Origin of the sequence: Maribacter sp. 2-571 (assembly GCF_050589625.1) — a bacterium.
Taxonomy (GTDB): domain Bacteria; phylum Bacteroidota; class Bacteroidia; order Flavobacteriales; family Flavobacteriaceae; genus Pelagihabitans.
In genome coordinates this window covers 190,806-205,551 of sequence record NZ_JBNGOP010000003.1, presented here as the reverse complement: position 1 = coordinate 205,551, position 14,746 = coordinate 190,806, and the positions used below count along the sequence as shown (strand labels likewise).

The following is a 14,746-nucleotide window of genomic DNA, read 5'->3' as shown; positions in this document are numbered from 1 at the left end:
TACGTCGGGGTCGCATTTTGCATCCTGACCTTGCCATTTTTGAATACCGTAATTTAAACGATACTACTAAAAAATAGCTTCATAAGATCACAAAAGCGTTCATTTTTGGCCCCAACCAAAAAGTTTAAATTACTTCAAACCTAAAGGTCGACCGGATTGACCGCCAAACTATTGAAGAGTTTTGCCTTGGTAGTATAATATTTGTTCTGGACCGAATTCTGTTTTAACCGTGCCTCAATCAGTTTTATTTCGCGGGAATTGATCAAGAACAGGGAACTTTCCCCAAAACTAAATTTGCGTTCTTCGGCAGCTAACAAGGTTCCATAGTTATCCACGATTTCGAAGATCAACTGGTTCTGCGACTGAAAGGATTCCAACTCATTGTATATGGCGAAAATTTTATTGCGGATCTCTATTTCGGCAAAATCAAAATCGAGCTGTGCATCCTGTAGTTTTAGTTTGGCCAACTTTAAGTCGCCCCGTTCCTTGCGAAGGAACAAGGGGAATTCAAAATTAATGCCTCCTTTATACTGCTCCGTGCGAAAGGCGTTGATGCTTTCCGGGGTTTCGGTCAAAAAATTATATTCCAGATCAATTTTCGGCAACAGCTTGTTCGCCTTTAACCGTTTTTCCACTGCCAAACCATCTATTTTGTAACCGAGCGATTTCAACTTGGGGTGATTGGTAATCGAAAAGCTGTCCAAAGGCTTTCCCAGTATTTCAAGGGTGGTATCGATATCGCCTTCCAAATCGGTATCCGGAATGATATTGGGCTGTAACTCTACGGGAATATTATCGCCTAGCCAAAGGAAATTGGCCAGTCCCAAACTTTTGTTCACCAAACGTACCCTTGCCTGCTCTAACCCTAAAGCCCGATCTTGCACCGCAATTTTGGCCTCCACGGTATCGATTGCGGCAATTTCGCCCACTTGGGCACTCTTTTGTATTCCCCTATACCGCAGTTCGGCATTGCTCAAAAATTGCTCGAATACCTGCGCGTCCTGATACGCCTGTAACCACTCGAAATAGGTGAGCGATGCCTCGTACAGGATTTGGTTCACCAAAAGGTCGCGGTCCGCCTTGCTCTGCTCCCGGAACAATTTGGCCTGTTTTAACGTGGCCATTCTATTGTTGATCCAAAGTCCCTGGGCAACGGAAACGGACACCCCTGCACTGTAAAGCCCGTCGGTGGGAAGGGTTTCGTCGGCATTTAAAAAATCGCCCTCGTTCTGTTCAAAATTCCCCTTTAAAGTAACGCCATACCAGGTCGGTATTTTAAAGGTGGCGTTCAATCGATCGTAATAGGTGGTGTTCTTAAATACTTTTCGGTCATAGTCGGCCTCTATTTTTGGATCGAAACCGCCGCGCGCCTTCATCAAACTCGCCTGCCCTACATCTATGGCAAGGCCTGCCTGTTTGGCTATGGGGTGAAACTTTTTCACATACCCCATGTACTCCTTAAACTCCAGCACTTGGGTGTCCAGTTCTTGGCCAAAGGCGGTACCGACCAAGCCGATAAAGAAAATGACAAGGGTTTTTCTCATTTCTTTTTTGACTTTTCGGTTTTAGCGCCTTCCGGTTGATAGTAATTCGGCGGGAAACCGTTCAACTGTCGCCATAGTTCGTACCAAATGGGCACATCCTCCAACAGGGCAATGGTATTCGCCCCGGAACCAACGCGAATGTCCTTTGGCCAAGGATGGTCCTCGGGATCTGGTGCCAACAAAATACGATACTTTCCATTGTCGCTTATAAACGTTTCAATGGCGACCACTTCGCCTCCATAGGTACCGTATGACACATTGGGCCAACCGCTAAAAACGATCGCGGGCCAACCATCGAACCGAATCCGTACTTTTTCGCCCAAGTGCATCAAAGGAAGGTCCAGCGGCTCTACAAAGGTCTCTACCGCCATATCGTAATCGGCGGGCATAATTCCTACCAGGGCGTCCCCCTCCTTGAAGGTCTCCCCGATACCGCCTTGGAGCGCCTTGTTGATAAATCCATTTTGTGGCGCCTTAATGTAATACAGGCTGTTCCGCATTTCATAATTGGTAAATTCATTTTCCAATTTGGTCACCTGTGCCTCGGAATCATACTGATTGGATTGGGCCGTAAAGCGATCACTTTGGGCCTTTGAAATTTTATCGGCATATTCGGCCCGTACACGATTGATCTCTACCTCGGCATTGATCACTTCGTTTTTGGCGGTCAGTAACTTGTTTTCCTGGGAAATCAGTTTGGCCTGGGTCTCCTGAAGTTTTAACCGTTTGGCCTCAACATCGGTCACTGCCTTTAATCCTTCGGCCTGCAACTGTTCGGTACGCTCATACTGGCGTTCCGCAATTTTAATGTTCGTTTTTGCCGCTTCCAGATCAATGCTATCGCTTTTTACCTTCAAACGCGATTGCAATAATTTGTTTTGTGCCTGTTCCAACTTTAGCGAACGCTCGTTGCTTAGGGCGGCGATCTGGTTTTGAAGTGCGTTCACTTTCCCTTCGTACGATTGTACCGCGGACGATTTTGCCCTGATCTGCTGTCCGGTACGCTGTACGAGGTTGGGATCGAAATACTCGTTCTTAATTTCGGAAATAAACAGGATGGTGTCCCCTTTTTTAACGTAATCCCCTTCTTTTACATACCATTTCTCTATTTTACCGGGAATCGGCGATTGTATGGTCTGAGGGCGTTGCCCAGGGGTAAGGGTTGTCAAAAAACCCTTTCCGGTCACGTTCTGCGTCCAAGGTAGAAACAACATGATAACGGCGATTACGGTAAAAACTTTGAGGAACCGGTTAAAATGACGGAAGTGCCGTGCATGAAACACCCTTTCGGTAGAACGGTAGCCTGACAGATCCACATTTTTATGTACACTATTTTTTGATATGTTCAACATAGCTTACTGCTTATCGTTGGTTATTTTACCTTCTTTCAATGTTAAAATACGCCCACATTGGGTTAACCACTTCGGGTCTTGGCTTACGACGATCAGTGCCCACGGCCTATCGGGATTCACCAAAAACTTCATGATCCGTAACGCCTCCACTTCATCGAACTGATCCAATGGATTACGCAATAGCAGCATTCGCGGTCGCTTGACAATACTTCGGGCCAATACGATCTTTTTTCCGGTGGTGTAGGAAATCTGTTTTCCTTCGGGATAGATTATGGTCTGTAGCCCCTTGGGCTGCCTTTTAACAAAATCGGAAAGCCCACACTTCTCTATGGCCCAGTAGATGTCGGCCTCACTTACCGATTTATCTCCAAAAGTGATGTTTTCCCATAGGGTCCCCTCAAATGGGGACTCCCCGCTCAAAGACTGCCCTACGTGGCTTCTGTAATAGTTCAGATTTAGGTTTTCCAACCGCCTACCGTTCACGAAAATGCTGCCCTCGTCCGCCGAAATAATACCCGCAACCAAGTTCAACAGGGTCGATTTTCCCGATCCGTTGTCCCCGTTGATCAAAATGGAACAGTTGGGCGTAATGGAAAGCGACACCCCGTCCAATATCCGTTGTGTGGTCCCCGGCACATGGTATACCACTTTTTCCAATTCTACGGTAAATGCCTCGGACTCTTCAAAAGGCTTTTCGCCTTGTTGTGGTTCCAAGTCCTTATCGACCACCTGGCCCAATTTCTCCAAAGAAGTCAAAAGGTCATAGAAGGATTCCAAGCCAAGAATGAGCTTTTCTACGGAACTGATTACCAAAAGAATGATGATTTCCGCCGCCACAAATTGACCGATATTCATTTCTTGGTTCAGCACCAATAATCCCCCTATTAGTAATAGTCCGGCGGTAACCAGTACTTTAAAGCCTATCATTTGGATAAACTGCAGTACCAGCACCCGGAAATGGCTTTCCCTCGCCTCCAAATAACCATGTACCAACCGATCACTTTTCTCCAATGCCAAACTGGTGCGTCCCGAAAGTTTAAAACTGATAATGGAACGGGCGACCTCCTGTATCCAATGCGCGACCTTATATTTTCCCTTGGATTCGGACAAACTGGTGTCCAATCCACGTTGTATGGTAAACTTGAATACGATGTAGATCAATACGATCAACAGAATACCGTAAATAATGAAGAATGGGTGGTAAAACGACAATAACAGCAAACCAAAAATGATCTGCAACAATGCCGCCGGAAAATCGATTAGCAATTTGGAAACGCCCTTCTGTACGTTGAGGGTATCAAAAAATCGATTGGCAAGTTCGGGCGGGTAGTAATCCCGTAACTCGCTCATCTTTATTTTCGGAAATCGATATGTGAACTCAAAAGAGGCCCTCGTAAAAATTTTCTGTTGGATATTTTCAATGATCCGTATCTGCATCAATTGCAATACCCCGGCAAAAGCGACGCCCATGGTTACCAAAACTACCAACATGAACCATGAGGTACTTACCTGCGCCCCCTGTATCAGGTTAATGATCGCCTGTATGCCCAAGGGCAGGGAAAGGTTTACCAGACCGGCAAAAATAGCGTAATAAAACACCTGCATTACGTCTTTCTTGTCCAGTTTGAGCATGCCGAGCAGCCGTTGCCAAGCGGTCAGTATGTTTTTAGCCATTAGAATCGATTTTTAGGGAATTGAATACCAAATCGGTAAAATATTCGGTAGGTGCCAAATGTTCATGGCAATCCGTCAAGGACGTAAAATGATCTATCAAGAAGTGTTGGTGCAACGATCCTTCCAAAATGGTACTGGCAAGGCTGGACGGGAATTTATAATCGCCATCCACCATTTCGACCATTTTACTGATGCGAGCGACCAAGCGTTTGTAAATAACAAAGTAACCTTCCTTGTTTTCACTGTCCACTTCCTTGGTCAGGTAGGACTTGGAATATTCATTGATGACGATTTTATTGAGCAACACCTCGTTTACATGGGAGAAAGCGGAATCCTCCTTGGTCGCCCTCGTAACGATTTCGATAGCCTTTTGAAGTTTCTCTTTGGGGTCGGCGATACTGTTAGTGGCAAATACCAATTGATACTCCAACCAGCCCCAATACCATGAGGTCAAATAGAGCAACAACTTGTGCTTGTTTTCGAAGTACCGGTATATGGAACTTTCGTTGGACCCTATGTGCACCCCGAGTTTACGAAAGGTAAAGCTCTCGAATCCCATATCGTTGATCATTAGAATGCTTTCCTCCACAATGCGTTTGCCCAAGGCAGAAGATTGCGGGTCCTTTACATAAATTTTTTCGTTGATCCCTATTTTTAAAGACTGTAACAACTGTTCCATAACATTGTTTTTTCATTGTACGAACGCAAATATAATAGCATTACTATCGTATATTGACAGTTTAACTATTTTTTAACCAAAGTAATACTGTTCAACCCTTCATTTCCCTTTATTTTTGTTTTAAAATTATTCCTATGAAAAAAAGCTACATTTTACTCTTTGCTCTCGCATTCACGGCATCCTCCTTTGCACAGCAACAAATGTTGGTTGTAGACGCTTTTCAGGAAGTAGCGACGGCTTCGAACACCGGCTCCAATTTTATCAAGCTCCCCAGCAAAAAAGTTTTTCCGGTTCTTGGCGGTTTGAACGATTGGGACGGAATGAACAACCACATCAATGTTTTTGGAAGCAAACTGCTCATCGAGAGCAGTGAAATAGGGTCAGATGGCATTACCAGACTGGTGTTGCGCAGGGAAGATGGTCTCGACTTTTTTCAGCTGTTCCCCACGCTCAAGGCCAAATTGGTACCGATGCCCTTGGTGAAAGATTATTTGGACCGTTCGTAACGAACCCTATGTTAATTTTCTGTTCCTCCTGAAGGCTTTAAGCCGTTCCGAAAGTGTCCATTTTTGATGTTTGAGAACCGTTTGGTTCCGGTGAGCCTTACCACAGGCGCTAACCGTTCGGAACTTTTCTAATGCTAACATTGCGCAAAACCACTTTAAAAGTTTCAAGTATCTTTACCGTAAAACAGTCAAAGACCAATGAAACAAAAAAAATGTGGCTGGTGTGTCGGCGATACCCAATATGAGGCCTATCACGATACGGAATGGGGCAGTCCGGTAACCGATGACGCGGTATTGTTCGAATTCTTGTTACTGGAAACTTTTCAAGCAGGCCTTAGTTGGATAACGATTTTGCGAAAACGGGACAATTTCGAAAGCGCCTTCGACGGATTCGATTATAAAAAAATAGCGCGTTATAACGAGAAGAAAATAGCGGCCTTGCTACAGGATGCCGGAATAGTGCGAAATAAGTTAAAGGTACGGTCGGCCGTATCCAACGCCCAAGCTTTTATAAAAGTACAGGAAACGTTCGGGAGCTTTAACACCTACTTGTGGAACTTTGTGGGCGGTAAAGCCATACACAACGAAGTAAAAAATTACAAAGAGGCCCCGGCCACTACCCCGCTATCCGATAAACTCAGTAAGGACCTCAAAAAAAGAGGTTTTAAATTTGTAGGGAGTACGGTAATTTATGCGTTCATGCAAGCAGTGGGTATCGTCAACGATCATGAAACAAGCTGTTTTCGATATTCGGAAATCCGACAAAATGACCCGGTCTTGAAATGAAACCGCCCTTTCAACGTTACATTTGAACCATTAGATGAGTATTCTTGGTTTCACAATCTTCAAAACAAAATAGTTTATAAAATATGAACCACTTTGTTCTTACCATTGCTCTGCTGACCTTTTTTACGGGAACGGCACAAAACAAATATGAACGGGAGCACCGCATTCGAAAAAACCAATTTCCCGAAAATGCCTTGGCCCACGTGGCCGAACAAATGGTCGACGCCAAAAAAATTCGATTTTATAGGGAAACCGATAGCGCCAAGGTCAGCTATGAGGTCAAGTTTAAAAAAGACCGTTTACGGTATAGTGTGGAATTCGACAAGGACGGTACGTTGGAGGATATTGAAATACTGATCAAGGTTGTCGACATTCCCGATGAAAGCTTTTCAAACATTACCAATTACCTGCAAAGCACCTTTAGCAAGTACCGGTTTCGACGCATGCAACAACAATATCCCGTGGGAACCGAAAACCCTGAAAAAACCATTAAAAATGCATTTCAAAATCTAATGCTCCCTACCATAAAATACGAATTTATCGTTTCCGGAAAAAAGGACAAGGAGTATATGCAATACGAAATCGTTTTTGATGCCGATGGCAATTTTGAGAACATGAGAAAATCACTTCCTCCCAACTATGATCACGTGCTGTATTAAGAATGTATGACGTTCGGTAACTTTCATTTTCGCCTCGGAACGGCAGCGTGTTTTTGTGTTGCGCTCTTCTGGTTCCATGCAACACTTAGCGCACAATCCAACTTTACCGGCTTTATAGAACCCGATGTTTCGGTGAATTATAAGGTTGCCCGTAACTACGACCATAATTTTAAACTGTCGACACGTACTTTTTTTTATGACGATGATGCCTATGCCTTACGTTCCCGCCAAATAGATGTGGCCCATTTTTCCAAACTTAAACTGACCGACGACCAAAGTTTGGCCCTAGGGATCCAATACCGTTTTAGAAAAGCTTTTGAGTCAGACCGTGAAAACGAACTCCGAATTACCCAGCAGTACAACCTCACCTTTAAGCCCAATGTGGTGCGTTTCGGGCAACGGTTTCGCAGTGAACAACGTATTCAAACCTCGCGTACCGTTCATCGTTTTCGGTACCGCTTTGCAGTAGATTTTCCGTTACAGGGCGAACAATTGGATGTTGGCGAAACCTATTTGGTCACCGCTACGGAAGCATTACTGAGCGTCACCCGAAATGCTGGCCCACAATACGATCAGCGCTTCCATTTGGATTTAGGCATCCTTATCGACTCGGGCATCCGCATACAGACCGGTATCGCCTACCGGCTCGAAGACTACACAAATGAAACTGAAAACATTATGTTCATCAACGCTTCGTTGATCTTACGACTCTAGCATCTCAATAAACCGGTCCCGCGGTATTTCTTCGGCACCCATACTGGCCAAATGTTCGGTATACAATTGACAATCGATAAGGGTGTATTTTTTTTGTTGCAGTTCCTGTGCCAGATAAATAAAAGCGACTTTAGAGGCATTGGTAACCGTACTGAACATGCTCTCCCCACAAAACACCTTTTTTAGACCGATACCGTAGAGGCCTCCCACCAAATCACCGTTTTCCCATACCTCGTACGAAATGGCGAACCCTTTTTCGTGTAGTTTGAGATAAGCCTTTTTCATATCCTCGGTAATCCAAGTACCTTGCTGGCCCACCCTTTTCATACCGGCGCAGGCGTTCAGTACGCGCTCAAAACAACTGTTTTTAGTTACCTCGAACTGCTTGGTGCGCAGCACCTTGCGCATACTCTTTGATATTCGGATGTTTTCCGGGAACAACACCATTCGGGGATCCGGGCTCCACCATAAGATAAGGGAATCTTCATTGAACCACGGGAAAATACCGTTCTGGTATGCCAAAATAAGTCGTTCCGGGGACAGGTCGCCCCCGACGGCCAAAAGTCCTTCTTCGTTGGCCAGCGCTACTGGTGGGAATTCCAGCCTATCGTTTAGAAAGAACATGGAACGTTTTTCCCGATCGTTTTTCAAAGCGTGTTTTTCTTTTAAAGATACGCAAAAACACAAAAAAACCCCAGTGGTACGGAACCTTTGGGGCTTTTAAAATTTGTTTGGGATGTGTTGAAACCCTTAAAACGGTAAATCGTCGTGATCTTCCTCGTTCAAGTTGTCCACAGGCTCAAAAGCTTCTGCTGGTGGCACAGGGGGCATGCCCTGTGTTTGTCCTGCTCCAGCGGGTTGCAAACTTTCGATCCGCCATCCTTGAATAGAGTTGAAGTATTTTACTTCGCCTTGCGGATTGGTCCATTCCCGGCCCCTAAGATTAATGCTTACTTTTACCGGCTGACCTACGGTAAAACTATTCAACAAGTCGGTCTTGTCCTGAACGAATTCGACCATAATATGTTGCGGATATTGCTCTTCGGTGGTGACGACCAATTCTCTTTTTCGAAATCCGTTACTTCCAAATGTTTGGGTCTCCCCGATCAGTTTAATTTTTCCTTCTACTTCCATGACTATGAATTATATGACTAAAATTATAAGGGAATAAATGTATGGGTAATCACCTTAGCAACCTAACAAAATCAGGACAAGTTATGAGCCGTTTTTCAAGAACGGTACCCGATAGATTTCCGGGGCAACAACAGCACGTTAATACTTGGGAAAAGCAGTGAAATTGCGAAAGAAAAATAGACGGAAACAGTGTTCCGAAAAGATATAGTACCGCATTAGGGCACCGACCCAAACAGTCCTTTTAAACGGAACACAAGGGTTTACTTCGCCAACAATACCTTCCAGGCGCTTTCTACATCTTGTTTTGCCAAATATACTTTGGCCTTTGCTTCCAGTTGCGCCCTATCGTCACTGCTCAAAATACCGCGTAACACATGATCCGAAGCTACAAAATCCTCGATTTCCTTCTTGCTTGGCAACCGTTCGATATTTCCCAACAGCCCAAGATCATTACCGCTAAGGGTTTTACTCAATCGGATATGCGCGGGCATTCGGTCGACCCCTATGCCCAATGTAGAAAGCGGCTTGGGTACTTCGAACATTCCTTGGTTGGCCCTACTGTACCAATTGCCCCCCATACGCGCTACTTGATCGATTTTATGCTGGTCAATTCCTCCTTCGGCATCTAGCAGGTCGGTTCGGACATGTATTTTCAGTACTTCGGAAAACACCAGATTGCCCGCACCACCTTCGGTACCCAGGGGCTCGATCTTTGTTACTTTACATTCAAACTGTACCGGGGACTCCGCCACCCGAAATGGCTTCACCAATTCGGAAGTTTGCATGGTAAGCCCGGCTTTTTTAAACTCGTTCTCCCCCTCCGGATATTCCGTGCTGGATAACGACATTTGTTGTACCATGGCGTAATCGACGATATTGATAACGACCTCCTTTACCGTTTTCACGTTTTCCAAGGTATGTTTTACGGTGTTGTTGCGTACGCGCCGCGCCGGCGAAAAAATTAAAATGGGCGGGTTCGCGCTAAAAACGTTGAAAAAACTAAAGGGCGATAGGTTCGGTCGCCCTTCGACGTCTACGGTACTTGCGAAAGCGATGGGCCTAGGGCCGATCGCCCCCAACAGATATCCATGTAATTTGGCGGTAGGCACATCGCCAACGGTAATAGTGGTCATACTTGTATACATCCCATAAAGGTACATATTTCGCCCCTTTATGACGTCTTCATAGCTATTGCTTTGCCCATTTGGAACGAAACGGACAACTCGGCCCCCTGGCTTCGGATTACATCAAATTGCGCTATATTTGAAGATAATCGTTATAACAAAGGCTAAACGCCCGATAACATTCCTTGGATGAATTTCAGTCCTCAAAAAAAGACTTCCAATTTTATTTTGCTTATAGCATCCTTTGTTATCGTAAGCCTCATTTTATGGAATACCAATAGTTTTTTTAAGAAATTTAAGGAGGAAGAGCGGCATAAAATGGAAATATGGGCCACTGCGCATTCCGAACTATTGCAAGCCCCGTTGGATGCGGACCCTGGTGAGCTGCCCATAAAAATTTTTCAAAACAACACCTCCACACCTATGATCTTGGTGGATAAAGACGGTTCCACCAAGGTTCACAACATACCCAAGGAACGCGCCAAGGACAGTGTTTATATACAAAAGGCCATTGAGACCTTTACCATTGAAAACAGCCCCATTGTTATCGATTACCTGGGCGAAGAACTCGCTACCCTCTACTACGGCAATTCGGAAGTACTCAATAGGTTGAAGTACTATCCCTTGGCCCTATTATTGATCATTTTCTTATTTGCAACGGTCATTTTCTTTTTCTTTAAAACGAACAAGGCCTCGGAACAGAATAAACTTTGGGCAGGCATGGCCAAAGAGACCGCACACCAGATCGGAACACCGCTTTCCTCTCTATTGGGATGGAACGAACTCTTGAAGGCCGAAAACATCAACCCCGAAATTACACGGGAAATCGAAAAGGATATTTCCCGCTTGGAAACGATTACCGAACGCTTTTCAAAAATCGGATCGCTACCGAACCTGGAAAAACACGATATCGTCGCACAAACAAAAAACGCCTTTGATTACTTAAAACTGCGCAGTTCAAAATTGGTCGATTTCTCTTTTGATTCCCATATAAAGGAAACCGCGGTACTACTGAACCCTTCCCTGTTTCAATGGACCATTGAAAACTTGGTCAAGAATGGTATCGACGCCATGCGCGGCAAAGGAAAAATAGGCATCGAAATCGCAAAGGACAATAATTACGTACATATAAAAGTATCCGACAGCGGACATGGGATTCCCAGGAGCGACTATCAGACCATTTTCAACCCTGGGGTCACCTCAAAAAAAAGAGGATGGGGACTTGGGCTTTCTTTGGTGAAACGTATTGTTGAGGAATACCACAACGGCAAAGTAAAGGTATACGCTTCGGGAAAACAGGGCACCATCATGCAGGTAAGTCTGCAAATCGTAGCCTGAGGTCATCACTGTACATTTATAGCACTATGGCAAAAAAGAAATTACGGACCATTAAGGAGACGGCAATCCAAAACCACTGCCCTGAATGTTTTAATCAGGAACTTGAGCTACACTTTTATCAAAAACATTTGTACTCGCGCATGTATCATAAGATTACCGCGGAAGTTACCCATCAGATAAAATGCAACAAGTGCGGATCAACGATATACCCCGCGCAGTGGACCGACGATATCGAACGTATTTTCAACTACTACCAAAAAATGGCGGTTCCCGAAAAAAGCGCCGTCCGGTTTACCAAGTTGTTCTATGCAGTATTGCTGTTGCTATTGTTTGCCGTTGCCGGTGCGGCATACCTCTTTATGGAGGGCCTTATACCATTTTAACTTTGAAATGACATTATTCCAGTGCGCCCCTGATTTTGGCCGCAACGGACTCGAAGGCTTCCCGATCTAAGCTGACTTTTTGTTGAAATGTGGCGTCCGACATGCTATTCAAAGGTATCAGATGTACATGTACGTGCGGCACTTCCAAACCGATGACCGACATTCCCACCCTTAGGCAGGGTATTGCTTTTTCCAGTGCCTTTGCTACCTTACGCGAAAATGCCATTAACCCGAGATAGGTTTCTTCATCCAGATCGGTGAGTTTATCCACTTCCCTTTTTGGTATGCATAGGGTGTGACCGGTAGCGTTGGGATTTATATCCAAAAAAGCAAAAAAATGCGCGTCCTCTGCGATTTTATAAGAGGGAATTTCCCCATTGACGATTTTGGTGAAAATTGTGGCCATCGGTGGTATGTTCTGAACGGAACAGGGAAACGTTACGCTCTGGTTATTTCTAGAATTTCAAATTTCAAGGTTCCGTTTGGGACGGTAATCTCGGCGGTATCCCCGACCTCTTTTCCCAACAGCCCTTTTCCGATAGGCGAACTTACCGATATTTTACCTGTCTTCAAATTGGCCTCGCTCTCCGCAACCAAGGTATAGGTCATCTCCATACCATTGCCGGTATTTTTAAGTTTTACCGTCGATAGCACCAATACTTTTGAGGTATCCAATTGCGATTCGTCGATCAACCTGGCATTGGATACCGTTTCTTCCATTTTGGAGATTTTCATCTCAAGGAGACCTTGGGCCTCCTTTGCGGCATCATACTCCGCGTTTTCCGATAGATCACCCTTGTCGCGCGCTTCAGCTATGGCTTGTGAAGCCTTAGGTCGCTCCACATCGCGCAGATGGTCCAACTCCTGTTTTAACTTCTTCAACCCTTCGGCCGTATAATAGGATACCTTACTCATAATTTCTTGTTTAAATGAACGAACAGTACCGTTTTTTAAAAATCGTTATCTTTTTTGTTCTTTTTCAAACGGGCATCTTGCCAGCGTTGCTTCAACTTGAGGCAGGATAAAAAGTTTGATGGAACCAATTAGATCGTGAAACCGCGCAATGCGGTACTTTCAAAACAATTTAAAGTCTGTACGTGTTCTTTGAGCTCTTTTGAACCGTTTCTCGCCCATGGATATCGGCAGCGGCACTATAACTTCGTCATTCAAACTGCCGAAACCCAAAATCGGTAAACCATAGCCCTTACAATAAAGCCTCGTAACCGTTGATCTTGGCACCGAACGACAATACCATCGAGTTCAATAAGAAAATCCCCTACTGCTACGATGCGATGCATTGTTTTTAGAGAGGATTTAACGCAAATATACATATTTTTTGTTCAACTTTGTTGCGGTATCTTTAGACTGTGACCATGAAAAAAATTTGTGCCATTTGTGCCTTAATAACGCTGTTGTCCTGCGATGACGACCCCGGTATTCGAAACCCTTTTTTGCAAGAGGTCGGTTTCCGTTTTGAACTCAATTTGAGCCTTCCGCTATACAGTCCGTTGACCAATACCGGCAATGCGGTCTATGTCGGCGCCAATGGTGTGGGAACCCGAGGGGTATTTGTGACCAATGTCGGTTTTGATCAGTTTCGCGCCTTTGAGGCGAGTTGCCCGAACCACGTACCGAACGAATGTTCTACCCTGGAACTTACGGGTCAGACCGCGCTGTGCAGTTGTGAAGATTTTGAATACAGCCTATTTACCGGTCAGCAATTGTCGCGCCCGGACGATGGAAACCGTTATTACGACATGTTGGAATATCGGACCACCTTTAACGGGGGTGTGGTCGTCGTCACTAATTAGGGCACGGCAGACCCCAACGGCCGGTTGCCTATGAGTATTTGATCCATTACCCAACTGGTTTGCAACCCGGAAGCACCCAATGATGGATGCACGGCCGACCCTAAGAGGTGTTTTTGTATGTTTTCAACATGGTATTTTTGAATAGGATCGGGATTGGGAACCAATAGCTCCCGCTTCCCGTTTTGGTTGACCAGAACCAACGGTCGCTCGTGAAATACCGAAAAGCGCAGCACTCCTTTACTTCCTATTATTTCCACTTCATCGCGATGTTCGTGACTCCCGAAACTCCAGCTCCCCGTTCCCATTACGCCATTTTCATGCATCCAACAAGCCGTTACGGTATCCAAGGCCGAATAATGGCCCCAACGGTTTGCGGTATACCCTTGTGCCGTTTTAATGGTGCCCAACAAGTACATAAACAAGTCGATACCATGACTGGCAAGGTCGTCAAAGTAGCCGCCGGGCGCGATTTTGGCATCGGTACGCCAGTTGTACGCGCCGGACCGGTCCAAATCCGAAGCTGGTTTGGAGAGGTGCCATCGGACTTGTATTACCGTTCCGATCTCCCCTTCGTCCAACCATTTTTTAACTTGGATAAACCGTGGTAAGGAACGCCTGTAGTAGGCAATAAAAAGGGGAACTCCCTTATTTTCAAAAGCTTCATATAGGGCCAGGCTATCCGCATAAGAAGGCGCCATCGGCTTTTCGATACAGCAGGGTTTTCCTGCTTTGGCCACCAATAAGCCGTATTTTTTGTGGGTATCCGGGGGCGTAGCAATGTAAATGGCGTCAATATCTTGTGTATGTATCAGTGTATCGGCATCTGAAAAATAACGGGGCACTCCGTGCCGTTTTGCGTAATCGTTTCCTTTTACACTATCCCGGCGCATCACCGCATTAAGTTCAAATCCTTTGGTCTGTTGGTAGGCGGGGCCACTTTTTACCTCGGTTACCTTCCCGCAACCAATAATGCCCCATCGCACAATTCCAGCTTCGTTCTCCATAAGCGTCTTGTTTTTTTGGCAGTCCCTACAATTTTATC

Annotated in this window: 17 protein-coding genes; 7 read left to right on the top strand and 10 right to left on the bottom strand. The window is 45.2% G+C overall.

Annotation, left to right across the window (positions count from 1 at the left end; genetic code table 11):
* Positions 1-140: 140 nt before the first annotated feature.
* From ACRD7P_RS03515 to ACRD7P_RS03500, 4 genes are read right to left on the bottom strand one after another with little or no spacing between them, the layout of a single operon-like run.
* Positions 141-1,544 carry a TolC family protein gene (locus tag ACRD7P_RS03515; RefSeq protein ID WP_430906109.1) on the bottom strand — a complete coding sequence of 468 codons (1,404 nt, stop codon included), beginning with the start codon at positions 1,542-1,544 and terminating at the stop codon, positions 141-143.
* Positions 1,541-2,896 (bottom strand): HlyD family secretion protein, encoded by a 1,356-nt coding sequence (locus ACRD7P_RS03510; RefSeq protein ID WP_430906108.1) that lies wholly within the window; start codon positions 2,894-2,896, stop codon positions 1,541-1,543. The genes ACRD7P_RS03515 and ACRD7P_RS03510 overlap by 4 nt, the downstream gene beginning before the upstream one ends.
* 3 nt (positions 2,897-2,899) lie before the next feature.
* A complete protein-coding gene (locus tag ACRD7P_RS03505) occupies positions 2,900-4,570 on the bottom strand; it encodes a peptidase domain-containing ABC transporter (protein ID WP_430906107.1) in 1,671 nt (556 codons plus the stop codon).
* Positions 4,563-5,249, bottom strand: coding sequence for a TetR/AcrR family transcriptional regulator (locus ACRD7P_RS03500; protein ID WP_430906106.1), 687 nt, complete (start codon positions 5,247-5,249; stop codon positions 4,563-4,565). The genes ACRD7P_RS03505 and ACRD7P_RS03500 overlap by 8 nt, the downstream gene beginning before the upstream one ends.
* A 134-nt stretch (positions 5,250-5,383) precedes the next feature.
* Here ACRD7P_RS03500 and ACRD7P_RS03495 point away from each other — a divergent pair, with 134 nt between their 5' ends.
* From ACRD7P_RS03495 to ACRD7P_RS03480, 4 genes are all read left to right on the top strand, one after another.
* Positions 5,384-5,755 carry a hypothetical protein gene (locus ACRD7P_RS03495; protein ID WP_430906105.1) on the top strand — a complete coding sequence of 124 codons (372 nt, stop codon included), beginning with the start codon at positions 5,384-5,386 and terminating at the stop codon, positions 5,753-5,755.
* 198 nt (positions 5,756-5,953) lie between these two features.
* The gene (locus tag ACRD7P_RS03490) at positions 5,954-6,541 is read left to right on the top strand and encodes a DNA-3-methyladenine glycosylase I (RefSeq protein WP_430906104.1); all 588 of its coding nucleotides are present in this window, start codon (positions 5,954-5,956) and stop codon (positions 6,539-6,541) included.
* Between the two features lie 83 nt (positions 6,542-6,624).
* Entirely contained in the window at positions 6,625-7,200 is a 576-nt protein-coding gene (locus tag ACRD7P_RS03485) for a hypothetical protein (RefSeq protein WP_430906102.1), read from the top strand.
* 6 nt (positions 7,201-7,206) lie between these two features.
* The gene (locus ACRD7P_RS03480; RefSeq protein WP_430906101.1) at positions 7,207-7,914 is read left to right on the top strand and encodes a DUF2490 domain-containing protein; all 708 of its coding nucleotides are present in this window, start codon (positions 7,207-7,209) and stop codon (positions 7,912-7,914) included.
* Here the strand turns inward: ACRD7P_RS03480 and aat are convergent.
* The 3 genes from aat to ACRD7P_RS03465 form a co-directional block, all read right to left on the bottom strand.
* Positions 7,903-8,538 carry a leucyl/phenylalanyl-tRNA--protein transferase gene (gene aat, locus ACRD7P_RS03475; protein ID WP_430906185.1) on the bottom strand — a complete coding sequence of 212 codons (636 nt, stop codon included), beginning with the start codon at positions 8,536-8,538 and terminating at the stop codon, positions 7,903-7,905. The genes ACRD7P_RS03480 and aat overlap by 12 nt on opposite strands.
* 126 nt (positions 8,539-8,664) lie before the next feature.
* Positions 8,665-9,048 carry a DUF3127 domain-containing protein gene (locus ACRD7P_RS03470; protein ID WP_430906100.1) on the bottom strand — a complete coding sequence of 128 codons (384 nt, stop codon included), beginning with the start codon at positions 9,046-9,048 and terminating at the stop codon, positions 8,665-8,667.
* A gap of 260 nt (positions 9,049-9,308) precedes the next feature.
* A complete protein-coding gene (locus tag ACRD7P_RS03465; protein WP_430906099.1) occupies positions 9,309-10,181 on the bottom strand; it encodes a flavin reductase family protein in 873 nt (290 codons plus the stop codon).
* 180 nt (positions 10,182-10,361) lie between these two features.
* Here ACRD7P_RS03465 and ACRD7P_RS03460 point away from each other — a divergent pair, with 180 nt between their 5' ends.
* A complete protein-coding gene (locus tag ACRD7P_RS03460; RefSeq protein WP_430906098.1) occupies positions 10,362-11,510 on the top strand; it encodes a sensor histidine kinase in 1,149 nt (382 codons plus the stop codon).
* A 26-nt stretch (positions 11,511-11,536) separates the two neighbouring features.
* Entirely contained in the window at positions 11,537-11,893 is a 357-nt protein-coding gene (locus ACRD7P_RS03455) for a hypothetical protein (protein WP_430906097.1), read from the top strand.
* Between the two features lie 13 nt (positions 11,894-11,906).
* Here the strand turns inward: ACRD7P_RS03455 and ACRD7P_RS03450 are convergent, their stop codons facing one another.
* Together ACRD7P_RS03450 and greA are read right to left on the bottom strand one after the other, a co-directional pair.
* Complete coding sequence (locus ACRD7P_RS03450; RefSeq protein ID WP_430906096.1) at positions 11,907-12,299, bottom strand: HIT family protein; 393 nt, start codon at positions 12,297-12,299, stop codon at positions 11,907-11,909.
* 32 nt (positions 12,300-12,331) lie between these two features.
* Entirely contained in the window at positions 12,332-12,808 is a 477-nt protein-coding gene (greA, locus tag ACRD7P_RS03445; protein WP_430906095.1) for a transcription elongation factor GreA, read from the bottom strand.
* Positions 12,809-13,266: 458 nt separating this feature from the next.
* Between greA and ACRD7P_RS03440 the strand changes: the two genes are divergently transcribed.
* The gene (locus ACRD7P_RS03440) at positions 13,267-13,704 is read left to right on the top strand and encodes a hypothetical protein (protein WP_430906094.1); all 438 of its coding nucleotides are present in this window, start codon (positions 13,267-13,269) and stop codon (positions 13,702-13,704) included.
* On the opposite strand, the gene ACRD7P_RS03435 is transcribed toward ACRD7P_RS03440, so the two are convergent.
* Positions 13,701-14,708 carry a Gfo/Idh/MocA family protein gene (locus tag ACRD7P_RS03435; protein WP_430906092.1) on the bottom strand — a complete coding sequence of 336 codons (1,008 nt, stop codon included), beginning with the start codon at positions 14,706-14,708 and terminating at the stop codon, positions 13,701-13,703. The genes ACRD7P_RS03440 and ACRD7P_RS03435 overlap by 4 nt on opposite strands.
* Positions 14,709-14,746: the final 38 nt, after the last annotated feature.

Coding starts and splice junctions, on each gene's coding strand:
- ACRD7P_RS03515 (WP_430906109.1), bottom strand. CDS start 1,544: ATGAGAAAAACCCTTGTCATTTTCTTTATCGGCTTGGTCGGTACCGCC.
- ACRD7P_RS03510 (WP_430906108.1), bottom strand. CDS start 2,896: ATGTTGAACATATCAAAAAATAGTGTACATAAAAATGTGGATCTGTCA.
- ACRD7P_RS03505 (WP_430906107.1), bottom strand. CDS start 4,570: ATGGCTAAAAACATACTGACCGCTTGGCAACGGCTGCTCGGCATGCTC.
- ACRD7P_RS03500 (WP_430906106.1), bottom strand. CDS start 5,249: ATGGAACAGTTGTTACAGTCTTTAAAAATAGGGATCAACGAAAAAATT.
- ACRD7P_RS03495 (WP_430906105.1), top strand. CDS start 5,384: ATGAAAAAAAGCTACATTTTACTCTTTGCTCTCGCATTCACGGCATCC.
- ACRD7P_RS03490 (WP_430906104.1), top strand. CDS start 5,954: ATGAAACAAAAAAAATGTGGCTGGTGTGTCGGCGATACCCAATATGAG.
- ACRD7P_RS03485 (WP_430906102.1), top strand. CDS start 6,625: ATGAACCACTTTGTTCTTACCATTGCTCTGCTGACCTTTTTTACGGGA.
- ACRD7P_RS03480 (WP_430906101.1), top strand. CDS start 7,207: ATGACGTTCGGTAACTTTCATTTTCGCCTCGGAACGGCAGCGTGTTTT.
- aat (WP_430906185.1), bottom strand. CDS start 8,538: ATGTTCTTTCTAAACGATAGGCTGGAATTCCCACCAGTAGCGCTGGCC.
- ACRD7P_RS03470 (WP_430906100.1), bottom strand. CDS start 9,048: ATGGAAGTAGAAGGAAAAATTAAACTGATCGGGGAGACCCAAACATTT.
- ACRD7P_RS03465 (WP_430906099.1), bottom strand. CDS start 10,181: ATGACCACTATTACCGTTGGCGATGTGCCTACCGCCAAATTACATGGA.
- ACRD7P_RS03460 (WP_430906098.1), top strand. CDS start 10,362: ATGAATTTCAGTCCTCAAAAAAAGACTTCCAATTTTATTTTGCTTATA.
- ACRD7P_RS03455 (WP_430906097.1), top strand. CDS start 11,537: ATGGCAAAAAAGAAATTACGGACCATTAAGGAGACGGCAATCCAAAAC.
- ACRD7P_RS03450 (WP_430906096.1), bottom strand. CDS start 12,299: ATGGCCACAATTTTCACCAAAATCGTCAATGGGGAAATTCCCTCTTAT.
- greA (WP_430906095.1), bottom strand. CDS start 12,808: ATGAGTAAGGTATCCTATTATACGGCCGAAGGGTTGAAGAAGTTAAAA.
- ACRD7P_RS03440 (WP_430906094.1), top strand. CDS start 13,267: ATGAAAAAAATTTGTGCCATTTGTGCCTTAATAACGCTGTTGTCCTGC.
- ACRD7P_RS03435 (WP_430906092.1), bottom strand. CDS start 14,708: ATGGAGAACGAAGCTGGAATTGTGCGATGGGGCATTATTGGTTGCGGG.